General features: G+C 57.0%; 18 protein-coding genes and 1 pseudogene. 13 read left to right on the forward strand and 6 right to left on the reverse strand.

Annotated features, from left to right (window positions below):
• The first annotated feature begins 469 nt into the window (after positions 1-469).
• Positions 470-937, forward strand: a complete 468-nt coding sequence (locus QGH30_07890) for a hypothetical protein (GenBank protein MDP7022256.1) — start codon at positions 470-472, stop codon at positions 935-937.
• 50 nt (positions 938-987) lie between these two features.
• Here the strand turns inward: QGH30_07890 and QGH30_07895 are convergent, their stop codons facing one another.
• Positions 988-1,197 (reverse strand): zinc ribbon domain-containing protein, encoded by a 210-nt coding sequence (locus QGH30_07895; protein MDP7022257.1) that lies wholly within the window; start codon positions 1,195-1,197, stop codon positions 988-990.
• Positions 1,194-1,580 carry a hypothetical protein gene (locus QGH30_07900; protein MDP7022258.1) on the reverse strand — a complete coding sequence of 129 codons (387 nt, stop codon included), beginning with the start codon at positions 1,578-1,580 and terminating at the stop codon, positions 1,194-1,196. Before QGH30_07900 ends, QGH30_07895 begins: the two co-directional genes overlap by 4 nt.
• Before the next feature lie 100 nt (positions 1,581-1,680).
• Between QGH30_07900 and QGH30_07905 the strand changes: the two genes are divergently transcribed.
• The 3 genes and pseudogenes from QGH30_07905 (at position 1,681) to QGH30_07915 (ending at position 5,127) form a co-directional block, all read left to right on the forward strand.
• Positions 1,681-2,811, forward strand: coding sequence for an endonuclease (locus QGH30_07905; protein ID MDP7022259.1), 1,131 nt, complete (start codon positions 1,681-1,683; stop codon positions 2,809-2,811).
• 55 nt (positions 2,812-2,866) lie between these two features.
• Positions 2,867-4,376 (forward strand): annotated as a pseudogene (glpK, locus tag QGH30_07910) (glycerol kinase GlpK).
• A complete protein-coding gene (locus QGH30_07915) occupies positions 4,366-5,127 on the forward strand; it encodes an alpha/beta fold hydrolase (protein MDP7022260.1) in 762 nt (253 codons plus the stop codon). Before glpK ends, QGH30_07915 begins: the two are co-directional and overlap by 11 nt.
• Positions 5,128-5,175: 48 nt before the next feature.
• Here QGH30_07915 and QGH30_07920 read toward each other — a convergent pair whose 3' ends face one another.
• On the reverse strand, positions 5,176-5,568 hold the full coding sequence (locus QGH30_07920; protein MDP7022261.1) for a class II SORL domain-containing protein: 393 nt from the start codon (positions 5,566-5,568) through the stop codon (positions 5,176-5,178).
• A gap of 153 nt (positions 5,569-5,721) precedes the next feature.
• On the opposite strand from QGH30_07920, the gene QGH30_07925 reads away from it, so the two are divergent.
• Genes QGH30_07925 through QGH30_07935 form a run of 3 tightly spaced genes read left to right on the forward strand, consistent with a single transcriptional unit; the run spans position 5,722 to position 8,795 of the window.
• The gene (locus QGH30_07925) at positions 5,722-6,636 is read left to right on the forward strand and encodes a FlgD immunoglobulin-like domain containing protein (protein MDP7022262.1); all 915 of its coding nucleotides are present in this window, start codon (positions 5,722-5,724) and stop codon (positions 6,634-6,636) included.
• Positions 6,637-6,641: 5 nt separating this feature from the next.
• Positions 6,642-8,225, forward strand: a complete 1,584-nt coding sequence (locus QGH30_07930; GenBank protein MDP7022263.1) for a hypothetical protein — start codon at positions 6,642-6,644, stop codon at positions 8,223-8,225.
• A 51-nt stretch (positions 8,226-8,276) separates the two neighbouring features.
• Positions 8,277-8,795, forward strand: coding sequence for a DUF456 domain-containing protein (locus QGH30_07935; GenBank protein ID MDP7022264.1), 519 nt, complete (start codon positions 8,277-8,279; stop codon positions 8,793-8,795).
• On the opposite strand, the gene QGH30_07940 is transcribed toward QGH30_07935, so the two are convergent.
• Together QGH30_07940 and QGH30_07945 are read right to left on the reverse strand one after the other, a co-directional pair.
• The gene (locus QGH30_07940) at positions 8,792-9,283 is read right to left on the reverse strand and encodes a DUF1648 domain-containing protein (GenBank protein MDP7022265.1); all 492 of its coding nucleotides are present in this window, start codon (positions 9,281-9,283) and stop codon (positions 8,792-8,794) included. The two genes, QGH30_07935 and QGH30_07940, sit on opposite strands and share 4 nt — an antisense overlap.
• Complete coding sequence (locus QGH30_07945) at positions 9,283-9,687, reverse strand: dUTPase (protein MDP7022266.1); 405 nt, start codon at positions 9,685-9,687, stop codon at positions 9,283-9,285. The genes QGH30_07940 and QGH30_07945 overlap by 1 nt, the downstream gene beginning before the upstream one ends.
• A gap of 144 nt (positions 9,688-9,831) precedes the next feature.
• Here QGH30_07945 and QGH30_07950 point away from each other — a divergent pair, with 144 nt between their 5' ends.
• From QGH30_07950 to QGH30_07965, 4 genes are read left to right on the forward strand one after another with little or no spacing between them, the layout of a single operon-like run.
• Entirely contained in the window at positions 9,832-10,116 is a 285-nt protein-coding gene (locus tag QGH30_07950; protein ID MDP7022267.1) for a hypothetical protein, read from the forward strand.
• A gap of 57 nt (positions 10,117-10,173) precedes the next feature.
• On the forward strand, positions 10,174-11,283 hold the full coding sequence (locus tag QGH30_07955; GenBank protein MDP7022268.1) for a hypothetical protein: 1,110 nt from the start codon (positions 10,174-10,176) through the stop codon (positions 11,281-11,283).
• A gap of 9 nt (positions 11,284-11,292) precedes the next feature.
• Positions 11,293-12,198, forward strand: a complete 906-nt coding sequence (locus QGH30_07960) for a metal ABC transporter substrate-binding protein (protein ID MDP7022269.1) — start codon at positions 11,293-11,295, stop codon at positions 12,196-12,198.
• Positions 12,198-13,004 (forward strand): metal ABC transporter permease, encoded by an 807-nt coding sequence (locus QGH30_07965; protein ID MDP7022270.1) that lies wholly within the window; start codon positions 12,198-12,200, stop codon positions 13,002-13,004. Before QGH30_07960 ends, QGH30_07965 begins: the two co-directional genes overlap by 1 nt.
• A 64-nt stretch (positions 13,005-13,068) precedes the next feature.
• Here the strand turns inward: QGH30_07965 and QGH30_07970 are convergent, their stop codons facing one another.
• Positions 13,069-13,929: an Omp28-related outer membrane protein gene (locus tag QGH30_07970; protein MDP7022271.1), complete on the reverse strand. Its 861-nt coding sequence runs from the start codon at positions 13,927-13,929 to the stop codon at positions 13,069-13,071.
• Positions 13,930-14,286: 357 nt separating this feature from the next.
• On the opposite strand from QGH30_07970, the gene gatE reads away from it, so the two are divergent.
• Both gatE and gatD read left to right on the forward strand, forming a co-directional pair.
• Entirely contained in the window at positions 14,287-16,197 is a 1,911-nt protein-coding gene (gatE, locus tag QGH30_07975; GenBank protein MDP7022272.1) for a Glu-tRNA(Gln) amidotransferase subunit GatE, read from the forward strand.
• Positions 16,194-17,573, forward strand: coding sequence for a Glu-tRNA(Gln) amidotransferase subunit GatD (gene gatD, locus QGH30_07980; GenBank protein MDP7022273.1), 1,380 nt, complete (start codon positions 16,194-16,196; stop codon positions 17,571-17,573). Before gatE ends, gatD begins: the two co-directional genes overlap by 4 nt.
• The last annotated feature ends 198 nt before the right edge of the window (positions 17,574-17,771 follow it).

The raw sequence follows: 17,771 nt of genomic DNA on the forward strand, positions 1-17,771 counted from the left end.
GCGGACTGGCCAAGGGTGCTCCCGGCTGCTGCAAGCTGCCTGAACCGGGGAAAAACGCTGCGCTCTGTGCCAGTTGCGGACAGATCAAGGGAACGGACGTGTGCTGCAAGGCGGATGCTCCGAAGTGCGGCAAGTGCGGACTGGCCAAGGGTGCTCCCGGCTGCTGCAAGCTTCCGAAGGGGAATTGACGCAAGCAAGCATCGCTCCAGCATACCCCGGATGGCGCTCGGACGTGCCACCCGAGGCTGCGGAAGTGTGACGATCTGCATGCCCCGTCAACTTGTCATGAAGCCAGGGTAAGTATCTTTGCCCGTAATTCGAAAGCTCCTCAGGAATCGATCAATGGCAATCTGAAGCCCCGCTGAAATTCAGACATGCACTTGAACTCTGCGGAACACTCGCTAAGTTTCTACGCATGTGAAATCGCCATCGAGTTTCATGGAATGCCCGGGCTTCAAGGAGCTGTTTCGTGTCCTGCACAGTCAAAAAAACCACCGGGACTGATGTTGCGGCAAGAAGCCTCAAGCTGATGGCGGCCCTTGTCTGGTATGTCGGAAGCGTGGTTCTTTTCCTGAAGGCAGTCAGCCTGCTCATGGAGGCAAGCACCATGAGACCCGGCAGCGCATGGATCTGGTTTTCAGCTCTTGGGGGAGTCTTCTTTGGAGTGTTGAAGGCAGAGCTCCTGTTTCGCCACAGTTGCCGGCTGAACCTGAACAGGATCGACGCTCTTCACCGTCCGAAGTTCTGGCAGTTCTTCCGCCCGGGCTTCTTCCTGGCTCTTGCCTGCATGATCTTTGTTGGGACGATGCTGTCCAAACTGGCGCACAACAGTTTCCCGCTTTTGATCAGTGTCGCAACTCTGGACCTGAGTATTGCTGTCGCTCTTCTGCTGAGCAGTCGGGTCTATTGGCAGAAAAGGGCCTTTACGAAGAAGTAACGGGTTTTCTCTTTCGGAGGCTCCTTCACAATTCCCCGGCTTTCCCATGCCTAGCCATTCGTAAAGAGATCAAAAATGTTCCCGAGCATGCTGCTGTCGGCCTTGTAGAGTTCCGTGTAGCCGCACTGCTTGCAAGTGACCGTCGTGAATTTCCGGCTTTGCACATCGAAGATCTTGGCAAGAAAACCTCCGGTGGCTCGCATCTCGCTACTTTCAAAGGCCGTGTGTTCACATTTCGCGCATTTGTATTCGGGCATCATTTCTCCACAGGTTTCAGGACACTTCGGGCCAGGAAGAGGGCCAGCAGATTCACCGGAATCTGGAAGGTCCAAAGAGCCAGGATGTTCCCGGTTCCAGTGAGATAGCCCTGACTGATGTAATGCAGCGGCACGAAAACGAGAGGATTCCAGATCAGGGAAGCCAGATAGATCCAGATCCATTCCTTTTGTTGTCCGGGCATCCAGCGACACCTTCTTGCGATCGCAAACCAGAGGAGGATCCCCAGAATGGACAGAAGTGCCGCAAGAGGGACCTGGACTGCCAGTTGTCCTCCCGGTCTGAGAAGATACCAGGCCAGAAATCCCAGGTAGATGGCAGCGAAATTGGAAAACAGGATCGCCAATCCGTGGATCAGAATCTTCATGGCGAAAGACTGGCAGAACTTGCAGGGGAGTTCAAGTCGAAGAGGACATGCGATTTTCGCAGGATGTGTTATAATCTAGCGATCCCTATTGGAGGTCCCCATGAGAACCAGCATCGTCGCAGCCCTTCTTCTCCTCTCCTTGTCAGCCCTCGCAGACCCTCCGGCCGGTTATTACGATTCCGTGGACCTGACGAGCAGTGAAACCCTGCGCAATTCCCTGCACGCCATCATCGATGGGCACACGAAGATTCCCTATACTTCGAGTTCCACCGACACCTGGGATGTGCTGAAGAGGGCCGATGAGGATCCCTTCAACTCCGGTCGCATTCTGGATGTTTACCGCAACCGCACCTTCACCAAGTACAATGGCGGGAACAACTTCTACAATCGCGAGCACAGCTGGCCGAACTCCTATGGCTTCCCCGATGACAATTACTCGAACAAGCCCTACTCGGACTGCCATCACCTTTTCCTCTGCGATATCGGCTACAACAGCGACCGTGGAAGCCGCATCTTCGACAACTGCGAAAGCGGATGTTCGATTCTTGCAACCGACGACTACAACGGCCAAAGCGGCGAGAACCGGACGAAGAACGGCTACCCCAATGGCATCTGGGAAACCTGGGATGCAAGAAAGGGCGACATCGCAAGAGCGCAGTTCTACATGGATGTCCGTTATGAAGGCGACGGCTCCGAGCCGGATCTCATCCTCGTTGACGATCCCAACCTGATCGCTTCCTGCCAGACCGGGGACAATGAAGACATCGGCTACATGGGACTCCTGACCGTTCTTCTGGAATGGCATGAAGCCGACCCCGTGGACGACCGCGAGCGCAATCGCAACGACTGGATCTACACCTACCAGCACAATCGCAATCCCTTCATCGACCATCCCGATTGGGTGGAGGGTGTGTATCTCGGCATCGTCGATGCCGGAGAGTCAAGCCCCGCCAGCGACTTCCGCATTGTCGGTGCCTGGCCGAACCCCTTTAATCCTTCTACGGAAATCGCCATTGCCCTGCCGGAAGCAGGACGGGTGAAGGCCGAGATCCTGACTGTCGATGGCCGGAAGATCCGAAGCCTGCTCGACGAAGACCGGGAGGCGGGAACCATTTCCTTGCACTGGGATGGTCGCAATGATCTCGGGGAAGTTCTTCCGAGTGGAGCCTACCTCTGCCGCATCGAAAGCGGGAAAGAGGTCGATGCCCATCGACTGCTGCTGATCAAGTAGTTTCCATTGAAGAATCCTGCGCCGGGAGGCACAATGCCCTTGCGAAAGGGGGCCTATGCCACGCTGTGTGGGAGCGATTGATCAGGGAACAACCAGCACCCGTTTCATTCTCTTTGATCACGACAGTTCTGTGCTGGGAAGCCACCAGGTCGAGCATCGACAGATCTATCCCGGTCCCGGTCTCGTGGAACACGATGCCAGGGAGATCTGGGCAAACACGGAGACTGTCATTCGAGAGACCCTGTCGAAGACAGGAATCCGTGCCGAAGAGATCGCCTCCATCGGTGTTACCAACCAGCGGGAGACGACCCTTCTCTGGAACCCCCGAAACGGCGAGCCCTACGGAAATGCCATCGTCTGGCAGGACCTTCGCACGCAGGATCTCTGCCGGGAGCTTGCCTCTAGTGAAGATCTCATCCGCCAAAAGACCGGCCTTCCCCTGGCTACCTATTTTTCCGGGCCCAAGATCGCATGGCTCCTCCGTCAGCGCCCCGAACTGCGGGAAGCTGCCTCCCGGGGCGAACTCCTCTTTGGAACCATGGACAGCTGGCTGATCTGGAAACTCAGCGGCGGTCTCCACATCAGCGATGTCAGCAATGCAAGTCGCACGATGCTTATGAATCTCCATTCCCTGGACTGGGACGAGGAACTTCTGGAACTGATGGACATTCCCCGCGAGATCCTGCCGGAGATCCGTTCCTCTTCGGAGGTCTACGGAACCACGCTTGCGGAAGGCCCTTTTGGCGGCGAGCTTCCCATTGCCGGAAATCTGGGCGACCAGCAGGCGGCTCTCTTTGGGCAGTGTTGCTTTGCCGCCGGCGAAGCAAAGAGCACCTACGGAACCGGTTGCTTCCTCCTGATGAACATGGGCGAGGAGGCTACTCTCTCCCGCCATGGATTGCTCACCACTCTGGCCTACCAACTCGGAGACGAAAAACCGGTCTATGCGCTGGAAGGTTCGGTGGCCATTGCGGGGAGCCTGGTGCAATGGTTCCGTGACCAACTGGGACTCATTGAGGAATCGCCGGAAATCGAAACTCTCGCCCGCAGTGTGGAGGACAATGGAGGACTGTATTTTGTTCCTGCTTTTTCGGGGCTTTTCGCGCCGCACTGGGACAGCTCTGCAAGAGGTGTGATCACCGGGCTTACGCACTTTGCTGGAAAAGGGCATCTTGCCCGCGCGGTCCTGGAGGCTTCCGCCTTCCAGATCCGGGAAGTCTTTGATGCCATGCAAGAGGACTCCGGCATTCAGATTAAAAGCCTGAAGGTCGACGGGGGCATGACCCTCAACGAACTCCTGATGCAATTTCAGGCGGATCTGCTGGACCTGGAAGTTCAGCGCCCGTCGATCATCGAGACCACAGCACTCGGTGCAGCCTATGCAGCGGGGCTGGCCGTGGGATTCTGGAACAATGAAGAGGATCTGAAAGAACACTGGAAACTGGACCAAAGCTGGCAGGCGGACATGAACCCCGGGCTCCGTGAAGAAGAAATACGCAAACTGGAAGAAGGCTGTCGAGCGCTCTCGCGGTCTTGGCGAAAGTGAGGGAAACGATGAATCATGATTCGATAGATCTGGCTCCTCATCATCTGCCCTTTTCCCACAAGACGGAACACTCCGTGGGAATCCTCGTCAGTCATGGACTGACTTCCACCACTTCCAGCATGAGACCACTGGCCGAGAGCTTCGCCGATGCGGGCTTCCATGTCGAACTGCCCTGCCTCAGAGGTCATGGCACGCAGTGGCAGGATCTGAATCGAGTGACTTATCAGGACTGGCTGGAGGATATGGAAGTCGCCCTGGCCGCCTTGCAAGTTAGGTGCGAGAAGGTCTTTGTATGCGGACTGTCCCTCGGCGGCGCTCTCACCCTTCATCTGGCCCATGATCACCCGGAGATTGCCGGCGTGGTTCTGATCAATCATGTCGCGGTCTTTACGAATCCCAAGTTCTGGTTCGTTCCCCTGATTCACCGCATGATTCCCTCCACGCCCGCTGTGGGTTCGGACATCAAGAAACCGGACACGCTGGAAATGGCCTACCCCCGCACTCCATCTACTGCGGTGAACGAGATGCTGAAGCTGATGAAGGTGAACCGAAAACGAATGCCGGACACCTGGCAGCCCACACTGATCTTCAAGTCTCTGGAGGATCATGTGGTGCCCGTAAAGAGCGCCGAGTGGACCATGAAACACCTGGGTTCGAAGGAGAAGGAACTCGTTCTCCTGACGAACTCCTATCATGTAGCACCTCTGGACCATGACCAGAAGATCATTGAGGAAAGAAGTCTGGAGTTTTTCCGCAGCCGGGGGGAATGAAAAAACCCTGCCGAAAAGCGGGGTTTTTGGTGGTCGCGAAAAAGGGGGCTAATCTTCGACCGTGACCTCCATGGGATCGCTTTCCCAGAGCCCGTGCTTGGTGCAGTAGGCAATGGCGCTGAGCTTTAGCCTGGATCCGGTAGGAACAATCCTGAAGGTAACTTCCGCCTGACCCTTCTGATCCTGGCCTCCGAGGGTTCCGGACACGAATCCGGCCTCGCCGAGAAGGGTCTCTCCATTGTAAAGCTGAATACTCTTGATGAAGTGGTCCGTGTCATCAGGGTGGGTGTACTCTTTGCCCACACACACGGTGACGGCGAACTTGTCGCCCTTCTTCGCTTCGCCCGCGCATTCAATGAAGGGGGAGTGGCGGTCGATGTAGTCTTTCTTTGCCTCGCGCTCGACAGTGTCGATGTCCACATAACGGTTCACTTTCGGCATGGCATCCTCCTTGTTTACGCACAAGGTAAGAACCGGCGCATACCTGCGAAAGCAAAAAGCGACAGGAGCAAGAGATCCTGTATTCCCGGTTCGGTTTCAGACCCGGGGGTTCGGTTTGCAGCCAGGATGTGCTAAACTAGGGCTGGAGGTTCCATGAATATTGCCCCGATCCTGACACTGCCGGTCTTCTCTTCCCCTCAACCGGTGGAGGTTCCCGAGCCCGATCGTGAGAACTTCTACTGCCAGCCGCAGAGCCCCATCTACAACGCAGTCAATGCTTCGACCGGTTACAACTCGGAAATCGCCGACGATCTGCCGGATGAATTCTCCGGCGAGTTCTTCAATGTTGTGAGCGTCCATGTCGTGGAATGGAATGGCTCCTGGCATCAACCTCAGGGCATCACGCTCAACTTCTACTACAGCGAGTGTCCCCCGGATCTTGACCCTGACATTAGCTGGGATTTCGACTGGGATGAAATCGATCCCGTGCAGGTCTATGACAGTTCCGAATGGAACGCCTACCGTGTAACCGCCATCTTGCCCGAAACCCTGGAAATCCATCCGGCCATGAGCATGGGTGCGCAGGTGAGAAACGACTGGGGGCAGGCCAACCCGCTCTGCGGAATCGGGCTTACGAACATGTCGTACATCTTCGGCTGTAGCGACTCCTACTGGGATGCAGCCGCCTGGGGTTACTATCGTTGGACTCCGAGTTCCGGAATTACGGGAGTCGCCTACGATTTTGCCTACTGCCTTGCCTATGAGTCGATGACCGGAGCAGTTCCTCTTCCGGGCGACTTTGAATTACAGGCATTTCCCAATCCCATGCATGGAAGAAGCTCCCTTCACTTTCACCTGGCCTCTTCCATGTCTGCAAAGCTGTCCGTCTACGACCTCTCAGGCCGTGAGGTCCGGAGGCTTGTGTCCGGGCCGCAGGATGGCGGTCCTCATCAGGTCGACTGGGACGGTTGCGATGAGAACGGTCAGCTCATGTCCGCGGGGCTGTACCTCTTGAGGCTGGAAGCGGGGAGTGAATCACAGAACAGCAAACTTCTCCTGATTCGGTGACACCTATGAGATATCTGATTGCGTCGACTCTCTGCCTTCTTCCGTTTCTTGCCCTTGCTGAGGAGCCACCGGCTTTCGACTGGCAGGGTCGGGACTGGGAGCCGGAGAACTGGAGAATCAACACGGACGGAACGGGAGAGATCCAGAACGAGGAGCAGGTCGTCGTCAACCCTCTGGATCCCGACAATGTCGTCGCCTGCTGGCGAGACTTTCGTCTTGGCTATCGCAGGGTGGGGGTCGGCTACAGTTTCGATGGCGGACTCAGCTGGACCGACTATCTCGTCGATGAGGAGAACTACCCCTGGCACAGCGATCCCGGGCTCACGGTGGATCGCTTCGGCAACTTCTATCTTGTGATTCTCTCCTTAGTGGACACCTCGAATCCGAACGGTCTCTATGTCCTCAAGTCCACGGACGGAGGAGTGAGCTGGTCGGAGCCGGTGGAAGTGATCAACCAGGTGCCGAATGTTTTCGAGGACAAGGAACTGATTGCCTGTGATCGATCCATGGGACCCCACGATGGAAACCTCTATGTAGCCTGGACCCGTTTTAGTTGGACGACGGAAATCCTCTGCGCCCGGTCTCTGGATCTGGAAGACGGCTTTGAGGATCCGGTGGAAGTGAGCGATGCGAACGGAGTCCAGTGGCCGGTTCCCTGTGTGGGCGAAGACGGCACGCTTTATGTCGGCTGGGTGCAATATTCTCCAGCGAGGATTCGCCTGGACCGGAGTTTCGATGGCGGCGAGACCTTTGGAAGCGACCTCACGATCTCGAGCATCTACTCGGCCTCTGCCACTCTCAATGGCAATTTAAAGAGCTACTCCTACCCGGCCCTGGACTGCGACCTCTCGGATGGTCCTTACCGTGGACGACTCTATGCCGCCTACATGGATCGCGTAGGCGGGCAGCGTGATGTTTTTCTTCGATATTCCGATGACCGGGGAACGAGTTGGTCCTATCCTCTCCGCGTCAACGATGACAGCCCCGGCAACAACCGCGACCAGTTTCATCCCTGGCTCTGCGTGAGCCCCGACGGAGTTGTGAGCATCGTGTTCTACGACCGGCGTCACGATCCGTCAAACCTTCTCATGGACCTCTATCTGGCGCAGTCCCATGATGGAGGAAACACGATCGAGCCGAATCTGCGTGTGAGCACCGTATCCTCGGATCCTACCGCTTCAAGAGCGGGACTGATCGGCGAGTACATCGGCTTGGCGGCCAGTTCCGGAGAGAGAATCCATCCGGTCTGGACGGACACTCGCCACGGAGACCAGGATGTCTTCACAGCGAGCATCACTCTGGGAGAAACTGCCGTTACGGATTTCCCTCTCGAGAATGCACTTCGCTTGAGCAGAAACCCCTTCCCGGAGAGTACGACCTTCCTCCTGAATCTCGATCATGTGGCAGAAGTGGAACTCTCGATCTACGATCCTGCCGGTCGCCGGATCACTCGACTTGTCAGGGGAACCCTGCTTCCCGGACTTCGGGAGATCCCCTGGGATGCGGGCGATCTCCCCTCGGGACTCTATCTCTATCGGCTCCGGCTTGGAGAGAGGCAGTGTTCGGGCAAGCTCCTGAAACTCCGCTAATTTGACTGAATCCTGGGGCCGATCCGCCCGTAGGACTGCGGGAGGTTTTTCATGTGGGAGAGTATTCTGAAAGTCATCGGCCTGGTGTTTCTCGACATCGGCATGCTGGCAGCCCTGTTCATGATTCCTCTTGGACTTCCCGGGAACTTCCTTCTTCTTGGACTCGCCATTCTTGCCGCCTGGCTTGGCGGCTTTCAGAGCATCAGTATTCTGTCTCTGGGAATCATCCTGCTGGTGGTGCTTCTTGCGGAAGTCGCCGAGGCAATGCTCTCCTCGCTGATGGCCCGGAAGTCCGGTGCCTCCTGGTGGGGCGTTGCCGGCGCGATGGCCGGTGGCCTGGCGGGTGCCATCCTGGGCTCCATGATTCTCCCGCTTTTCGGGACGCTTGTGGGCGCCTTTCTCGGTTCTGCTGTGGGTGCTACGGGTCTGGAGGCCTGGAAACGAGGCCGCGCCGACAGTGAAGCCCTGCGGGCAGGCTGGGGAGCCTTCCTGGGGAGAGTTCTGTCCTCAGTGCTGAAGATCTCGGTGGGGATGGGGATTGCTGTCTGGGTGATCTACTGCACCCACTAGCTGGGGCGGGAGCGCTGCCAGATCTTTCGTGTCAAAAGTCCCAGACAACCCAGATACAGACCCATGGCAATCCAGGAAGACGGACCCAGTTGATAAGTCCCATCGAGATTGCAGCGCAGGATGAGTTGATGAATCTGCAGATTCAGCGCAAAGGTCAGGGTGGTGATCCAGAGCAACTGGCTTGAGAGGAAATCGCGGTCGGCCTCTTCTTCCTCGGGGCTTTCCCGTTTCGGAAGTTCGAGTTTTCCGGAACGAGCAAGAGGGGGAATGAGAAGCGCGAAAGCCAGCATGGGAATCGTGATGCCCGCCTGAAGCCAGAAATAGACGCGTCGAAAGCTGTCGGCACTGCTCCAGCCATCGGCCTTGCCGGAAAAAGAAAAGTGGGTGGCCACTTGCTCGGGAAGCTCGGGAAGGTGGAACTTCCACTGCCAGATCCAGGCGAGAACGAGAAGAGCCAGAGCAAAGAGGGGAATCCTCGCACGGTTCATCAGCCGATGCCCCGGTTGTCCGACTCGTCCTTGACCAGGTAACCGTCGTCCTGTCGCTTGCGGTTGACCTCGTTCTTCTGCATGTACATTCGGTGAACATCTTCCGCAGATAGCCCCATGACCTGGCAGGCACTGACCCAGAAATGAAGGATGTCTACAAGTTCAACCTTCAGGTTCTGCTCATCGAAGAGATCGACCTTCGTTCGCCACCACTTCCAGTTTGTCGAGTCGACGAGTTCGGAGATTTCCTGGCTCATGGCCAGTGAGTACTTCTGCACCCATTCGTTCTGAAGGTGTCGGTTCTTCGGGATCTCGTCGTAGTCGATTCCCTGTTCGTTTTGCTTGAGGGTGTAGCGGTTCAGGTCCCGCTGCATTTCCCAGATTTCACTAAGGAGGTCCTTCACGCGGTTCTTCCTTTCATGAGAGTGCCTGAAGCAGGCTAGCAAGTCGGGGCGTCCCGTTCCAGAGAAAAGCAGGCAGCCTTCGGTCCACCCCGGATTGCGCCTTGCCTTCTTGTCAGATTTCGAGCAAATGACTATGATTGACCCATGAAAATTGCGCGTTCCGGATTCCTGCCGGGACTCCTGCTGATTGCAGTGATGTTCTGGCTTTCTGCGCCCCTTCTCCATCTTCTTCATGAACATGGAGAGGAAGAGGGGGATCATGAATCCTGTTCGCTCTTCCACAATCTGGGTTCGCGCTTTGCTGAACACACTGCAGAGCAGACTCCCTCGATGGAAGTGCTGGAGAGATTCCAACTCCCCGGAGCAGTACTTTCCACGCTCGCGCCAGCCAATCTCCAGCACATTCGCGGACCTCCTGTCTGGGCCTGATTCCGACTTTCAATCGAAGATCAAAGAATCGGTTTTTGAAACAGCGAGGAGTTCGTGATGCGTATCACCCTACTTGTCATTGCCATGATTCTGGCTGTATCCCATGCCACTGCTTCTACCACAAGCACCGGGATCAGCCGGGACTTCAATCCGGCCATTAGTGCCAATGGCCTCATTCTCTACTCTTCGGGATCTTTGGGAGAGACCGATGAACATGAGCATGAAGGCGAACATTCCCCGGAGGAGGGACTGCGAATTCAGGAGACCGAACTGCAGCTTAGTGCCAATGTCGATCCCTACAGCAAGGCGGTGCTGACCTTTGCCATGCACGGGAGCAGCGCTTTTGAACTGGAAGAAGGATACCTGCAGACCCGCCGCCTTCCCGCCCACCTTGGGCTGAAGGTCGGGAGATTTCTCTGGGATTTCGGAAAGCACAACCAGTACCACAGCCATCAGTTTCCTTTTGTGGAAAAACCCCATGCCTGGGAAGAGCTTCTGGGTGAGCACGGTCTTGCCGGTGAGGCACTGCAAATGAATTGGTTGAGCCCCCTTCCCTGGTTTGCGGAGTTGTCGGCGACGGCCTTTCCCCTGAATCATTCGGTTTACGGGGAGCATGCCGAGGCACCCGAAAACCACTGGGGGAAGTCCCTTCACCTGGCGCAACTTTTCGAAACGGGGAAGTGTTCCACGCTGGAACTGGGAGGAAGTTGGCTGTCCGGGCCGGTCGCTCATGAGCATGAGGAAGAAATCGAGGAGGGAGACCGGGAGTTTCTCGGTTTTGATGCTACCTGGAAGTGGATCGGTTCCCGTGCAAATGCAAAGCAACTGGAGATTCAGGGGGAGTGGATTCGCCGATCCGACCGTCTGGGCGAGGAGGATATCACGGGAAGTGGCTGGTACCTTTCCAGCCGTGCCAAGGTGAGCCGGCGCTTCTGGATCGGCGCACGCTACGACTCCTTCCATTCGCCATCCCATGAAGATGAATCCGGGGAGCACGAGCATTCAGGTGAATCCTCAACTATCGCCCTCTCCCTGGCTTTTGTGGCAAGCGAATTTCAGGCCTGGCGCATGGACCTGATGAAAAGGGCTGTGGGAGAGGGAACTTATCCGGCCATTCGTTTGCAGGCCAACTTCACCATCGGTAGCCACCCGGCCCATCGTTACTAGGGGAGCATGATGAAGAAACTTGTCACGGCGATTTTCGCCCTTCTCTTCCTGCAGAGTGCGGAAGCGTCCAGGCTCCATGTTGTGGCCACGCTTCCGGAGATTGCCTCTCTGGCGATGGAACTCGGAGGGGAGCGGGTAAAGGTTGTCAGCCTGGCGCGGGGAGATGAGGATCCTCACTCCATTGCTGCCAAACCAAGTCACAGTCGAAGGCTGAGTTCTGCCGACCTGCTGGTCTACAATGGACTGGAGTTGGAGGTGGGCTGGCTTCCTCTCCTGCTGGAAGGAGCCAGAAACCCGGGGATTCTTGACGGAAATCCCGGGCACCTGAATCTCTCGGAGTTCATTGAAGTCCTGGAGGTTCCCGAGATCCTTGATCGAAGCCATGGGGATGTTCACCCCGGAGGAAACCCGCATTTCACTGTGGATCCCGGGGTCTATCCGGATCTGGCACTCGCTCTTTCCGGAAAGCTGCGTGAACTGGATCCGGATTCAGGGGACTACTACTCGAAGAGGCTTGCTGATTTCCTGGCGCGTTGGGAGTCTCGAATGGAAGACTGGCATCGTCGCCTGTTCTTTCTGAAAGGCAGGGAGATCGTGTCCTACCATAATCAGTGGGCATATTCTGCCCGAAGATTCGGGTTCGAGATTCTGGATCATGTAGAGAATCTGCCGGGGATCCCGCCCAGCCCTCGTCACCTCTTGAATCTCCAGGAGCGCATTCGGGAGGAGGGGATTCCTCTTCTGATTTACTCGGATCTCGTCCATGCGGAGATGCCCGAACGGTTCGCCTCCATGGCGGGGTGCCGAGCACTGGGCCTTCCCCAGTCAGTGGGAAGTCGCGAAGGAACCGGGGATCTCTTTGACTGGTTTGAGCTCTGGGTCACAGTTCTGGAGCAGTCAGAAAGGGGCAAGTGATGGATGTTCTTGTCCTGATGGCGGCCCCCTTTGTCGCAAGTGTGATTCTGGTTCTCATCCACGCTTATCTGGGAGGGCATGTTCTTCGACGGGGAGTAATCTTCGTCGACCTTGCCATGGCCCAGTTTGCCGCCATGGGAGTCGCCTTCGGACTTCTTTTCGGCTTTGAGCTGGAGAGTATGCCTTCCTACTATCTGGGATTGCTCAGCGCCCTTGTGGCCGCCGGCCTGTTTTCCCTCAGCCGGCACAACATCCGCAGGGTGCCCCAGGAAGCGATCATTGGAATCGCCTATGTTGCTTCCGCTGCAGCAGCTATCCTCATCGCAGATCGTGCCCCACACGGGGCAGAGCACATCAAGCAGATCCTGGTTGGCTCGATTCTCTGGGTGAGCTGGCAGGAAGTCCTGAAGACGGCGCTCCTCTACGGGGCACTGGGGCTTCTTCTGCTCTGGGCTCACCCCCGTTTGAAGCTGGTGAGCGAGAATCCCGAGGGGGCCACGAAGAAGGGGCTCAGGGTTCTGGGATGGGATGTTCTCTTCTATTCGGTGTTTGCCCTTGTGGTGACCAGCTCCGTCCGCATCGCCGGAGTGCTCCTGGTCTTCAGCATCCTCATCGTTCCTTCCGTCTTTGCCGCACTCCTCGGTGTGAAAGAAGGAATGCGGCTTCCCCTGGCCTGGGGCTTTGGCATCGTCATGAGCTTTCTGGGAATGCTCTTGTCCTACTTCCTTGACTTCCCTACGGGAGCGAGCGTGGTAGTGGTCTTTGCCCTGGGTCTGTTCCCGGTCCTGCTTCTGAAGAAACGATAGTTTTCGGCACAAAAAACCCCGAGTCGCCTCGCGACTCGGGGTGATTGCCGGGAAGGATCCCCGCTTATTTCAGCATCACCAGACGGCGGCTATCACTTCCGCTGGCCCCAGTTACGCGAGCCATGTAGACACCGCTGGGTGCCCTGCGGCCGGCTTCATCGTATCCGTTCCAGATGAAGTCATGGGTGCCCTTGTCCAGGATTCCTTCATGGAGAACCTGCACCAGGCGGCCATCCACGCTGAGGATTTCCAGAAGAACCGGACCGTCCTTCTCCACGGAGACCGGAATCGTGGTCTTCGGATTGAAGGGGTTCGGGAAGGCATTGCCCATGCGGAAGGCAACAGGCGACTCGTGGACGCCGGTCATGTCACCCAGGTCATCGAGGAAGCTCCAGACGCTGTTGAGAACTTCCTTCTGCCCGTAAGTGCACTGCAACCAGGCCACGATGCGACAGTTTTCCGGCGCATACTGACCGTTAAGAGTGAAACTCGCTGAGCTGGAAGCGCTCTGGGGAAGGCTTCCATTGAAGTTCACAACGAAACCGTTTCCAGTGGGGAACATGTCACGCAGTGTGTGATGGTGCCAGTCATCCCCATATTGACCATTGTAGTAGATGTCCGACTCGGTCAGTGCGATGTAGATTCGGTACTGGGATCCATCAACCAGATAGTCATCCGTGGTGGCCGTAGCGGTCACATCAATCTGGCCGGTTCCTGCATCGTAAGTACCGTCGAGTTCCACGGTCACGCTGGTCGGTTCATTCTTCCGCTGGTTGTAACGGGTCGTGTACTGGGAGTAGGCGACATCTCCGAACTTGCCGTCGACCTCCGACCAGGGCACATAGTTGACACCGTAGGCACTCCGGCGGGAGTTGTTGTCGCCGGGGTTGTGATTGTAGAAAGGATCGTTGCCCGGCCAGTTCATGTGATAGATGACTGCCGTAACATCGTCCGGGTGAGCATTGACGAAATTGTTGAACGCCGACTCCGTCGACGGACAGTAGCTTCAGCCGGTATTCGTGAACAATTCGAAGAGGACGTTCCTTTCGGCTGCGAGAGCCGCGGTCGCCATCCAGAAGATGAGTACGAGGCCGAGTATCTTTGACATACCAAGGTGACGCATGGAATCTCCTTCTCAAGCTGAATTCCTGCCAATTATAGCATGAACTGCCGGTGCGTGGATAGCCCGGGAATGCCACCGGCCAAAGAAATCTCATTCGAGGGTGGATATTTCACGGATCATCGTAGTATTTTCCCCCCTTCAATCCAGAGAGACGGGGAAATGAAGCGAATTCCGGAATTTGGGAGCTTGAAGGCTCATGACTATGCCGAACTGGGGCTGATCGCAGGTCTGGAAGTTCATCAGCAACTTCTGACTTCGAAGAAGCTGTTTTGCCGCTGTCCCGCGGGCCTCTACACCTGCGATTTTGACGTAGAGATTCTTCGCCACATGCGCCCCACGCTTTCTGAACTGGGGGAGTACGACGGCACGGCCCTCATGGAGTTCAAGACGAGAAAGAACATTCTCTATCGACTCCACAAGGAAAGTGTCTGCACCTATGAAATGGACGATGCTCCCCCTTTCGGCATGGATGAAGAAGCGCTGGAAATCACTCTGGAGATTACGCTTCTTCTCGGACTTCAGCCCGTTGATGAGATTCATGTGATTCGAAAGCAGTATCTGGACGGCTCCATTCCGACGGGCTTCCAGAGAACAGCGATCTTCGGGGTTTCCGGCGAGATCCCGGTGGGAAACCGGAAGGTGGGCATCACCCAGTTGAGCATTGAGGAAGATTCCTGCCGGGAAGTCTCCGACGAAGGGCACTGGCGCACTTTTCGAACCGATCGCCTGGGGATGCCGCTCATTGAGGTGGTTACCGATCCGGACATGAGAACTCCCGAAGAAGTAGCCGAAACCTGTCAGGCAATTCGGGAGCTGACCCGGGCTAACGGTCGCGTGCGTCGAGGATCCGGTGCCGCTCGCGAAGATGTCAATGTGAGTGTCCGTGGAGGAACCCGGGTTGAGATCAAGGGAGTCAGCCGGATTCCCTGGATCCCGCCTCTGGTTCACTATGAAGCTTTCCGACAGAAGACTCTTCTGGAAATCCGGGATGAACTGCTTGAGCGAGGTCTCGACTCAGAGACCTGGAAGCCCCGGCATTGTGCCCTCGGGGACGCAATCAGCAACAGCGACTATCGGCCTGCCATGCGGGCGGTCGAGCGTGGCGAATTCCTGTCAGCAGTTCTCCTGCCCGGCTTCCGCGATGTGCTGATGCAGGAAATCCAGCCCGGCATCCGCTTCCTCCGCGAGATCCGCGACCGTGTTCGCGTGGTGGCCTGCCTGGATCGCCTTCCGAATCTGGTTTGCAGTGAACAGACCGAGGACGGCCCTTCTCCTTCGGACTGGAAGAAGATCCGCAAGGCACTGGGCGACGCTACCGGGGACGATCCGGTGATTCTTGTCTGGGGCGATGAAGAGGACCTGGAAACCGCGGTTCAGGAGATCGGGGATCGTTGCCGGGAGGCTCTTGTGGGCGTTCCTGCGGAAACCCGGCAGTCTTTTACCGATGGAACGACCCGTTTCGAACGGATCCTGCCGGGGCCGGACCGGATGTACCCCGACACGGACCTTCCTCCGATTCCCCTCAGCCGGGAGCGATGGAAAGCAGCGGAAGCACGCCTTCCCGAGCGTCCCTGGCTTACGAGGGACCGGCTAATGGAGTCTGGCCTTTCGGAAGATATGTCCCGGCAGTTGATCCGTTTTGGAAGGGCTGGCCTCTTCTTTCAGTACCATGAACAGGTCCGGGACCGGGTTCGCCTTGCCCGACTTCTCACTTCCCTTTGGCGTCGTGTCGAGAAGGACGGGACGAAGCTGTCCCCGGAGATGGATCTGAACTGGTATGTACCGTTCCAGGGGATTTATCCCGTAGAGGCCGATGAACTGGCTCTGCAAAGTTACGCTCTCGCGGGTCGCCCCCCAGAAAAACTGGAGATTGCAAGAGGCGACCTTCTCTATCGGCAGATCACCCAGCTCATGCCCGACATCGGGGAGCCCCGAAGTGAGGATCCTTCCTCCGTTCATCGCTACTATGTGGGCAGGATGAAACGCCACTTGAACCGCATGGTCAGTGGAAAAGAGCTGTCCGGCATGATGAAGGCCCTGATTGCTGCAGGAGAGGGGGGCGCATCGTGAGCCACAGTGGATACCGGGGAGCCTTGCTTGCTCTGCTCGACTCGCAGGAGGTCGGAGTCTGGAGCGATGTGCATGCGGAAACCAGGAAGGGCACTTATCGCGGCATTATCCTCCCCCGAAGCGAGACTGCGGATGAGTTTCATCTCGTTCTCAAAATGTCCAGTGGCTACAATGTGGGTCTTCATGTGGAGTCCATCGTCAAGTTGACGGAACTCGGGCGCAAGGAAGCGGACTATCGCATCCCCGAGAAGGAGTTTCCGAAGGATCCCGGAAAGCCCTTCGTCATACTCTTCGGTACGGGGGGGACGATTGCAAGTCGTCTTGACTATCGCACCGGTGCTGTGATTCCCGCTTTCAGCCCCGGAGAGCTGTATGGCTCGGTTCCCGAACTGGCCGATGTCTGTAATCTGGAAACCGAGAAGCTCTTTGGTGTCTTCAGTGAAAACATGGGGGCCGAGGAGTGGGTGGCCACAGCAAAGGCCGTGGAGGAACAGATCCGGGAGGGTGCCGACGGCGTTGTCATCGGACACGGAACCGACACCATGCACCACACGGCCGCCGTTCTCAGTTTCATGCTCCAGAATCCCCCGGTTCCCGTCGTCATGGTGGGTTCCCAGCGCTCCAGCGACCGACCCAGTTCTGATGCGGCTCTCAACCTGATCCACGCAACCAGAACGGCCGCCGACGGACCCATTGCCGAAGTCATGGTCTGCATGTTTGGTCCCACCAGCGATGAGTACGGTCTATTGCACCGGGGAACCCGTGTCCGGAAGATGCACTCCAGCTACCGGAGCGCCTTCCGCACCCTGAGCGATGTTCCCCTGGCTACCGTGGACCGGGAAGGAGTCATCCCACTGCGGGAGGACTTTCATCCCAGAGCTTCCTCTTTGGATGAGTTCCGCTGCCTTCCGGTCTTCGATGATCGTGCCTCCATCGTTTACTACTACCCGGGAATGAAGGCCGACATTGTCGACTCGCTCATTGAAAAAGACTACCGGGGCATTGTGATCGCCGGAACGGGTCTGGGACATGTCAATAAGTTGCTCTATCCCGCCCTGCGTCGTGCGCAGGAAGCTGGCATTCCCGTCTTCATGACGGTGCAGACGCTCTGGGGCTATGCGCAGATGTATGTCTACGAAACCGGACGCGAGATGATGGACATGGGAGTGATTCCCCTGGCGAACATGCTCCCGGAAGTGGCTTATATGAAACTCGGCTGGGCTCTGGCCCAAAGTGAAGACCCCGATAAGATTCGGCGCATCATGTGCGAAGCCATTGCCAACGACATTACCGAGCGCGAACCCCATGATGGCTACCTGCTTTATCAGGGAGGGCTGCCGGAGATGGACGAGTTCGTTCGCCGTTACCGGAAATAGAAGGTTGTGCCTCTGAGAATGTACCTGGCCTTCTTCCTGCCCTCTGTGGAGCATGGAGAAGCTCTCGATTCAGGATCCCCGCTGGCAACCACCCTTCTGCCCGAACCACAAGTGCCGATACCACCAGCACTTCCAAGGCCCCTGGCCCTTCAAGAAGCAGGGATTCTACCGGCGAAGTCAGGCTCCCCGCACTGTCCA

This window comes from Candidatus Krumholzibacteriia bacterium (assembly GCA_030748535.1).
Taxonomy (GTDB): Bacteria; Krumholzibacteriota; Krumholzibacteriia; order JACNKJ01; family JACNKJ01; genus JASMLU01.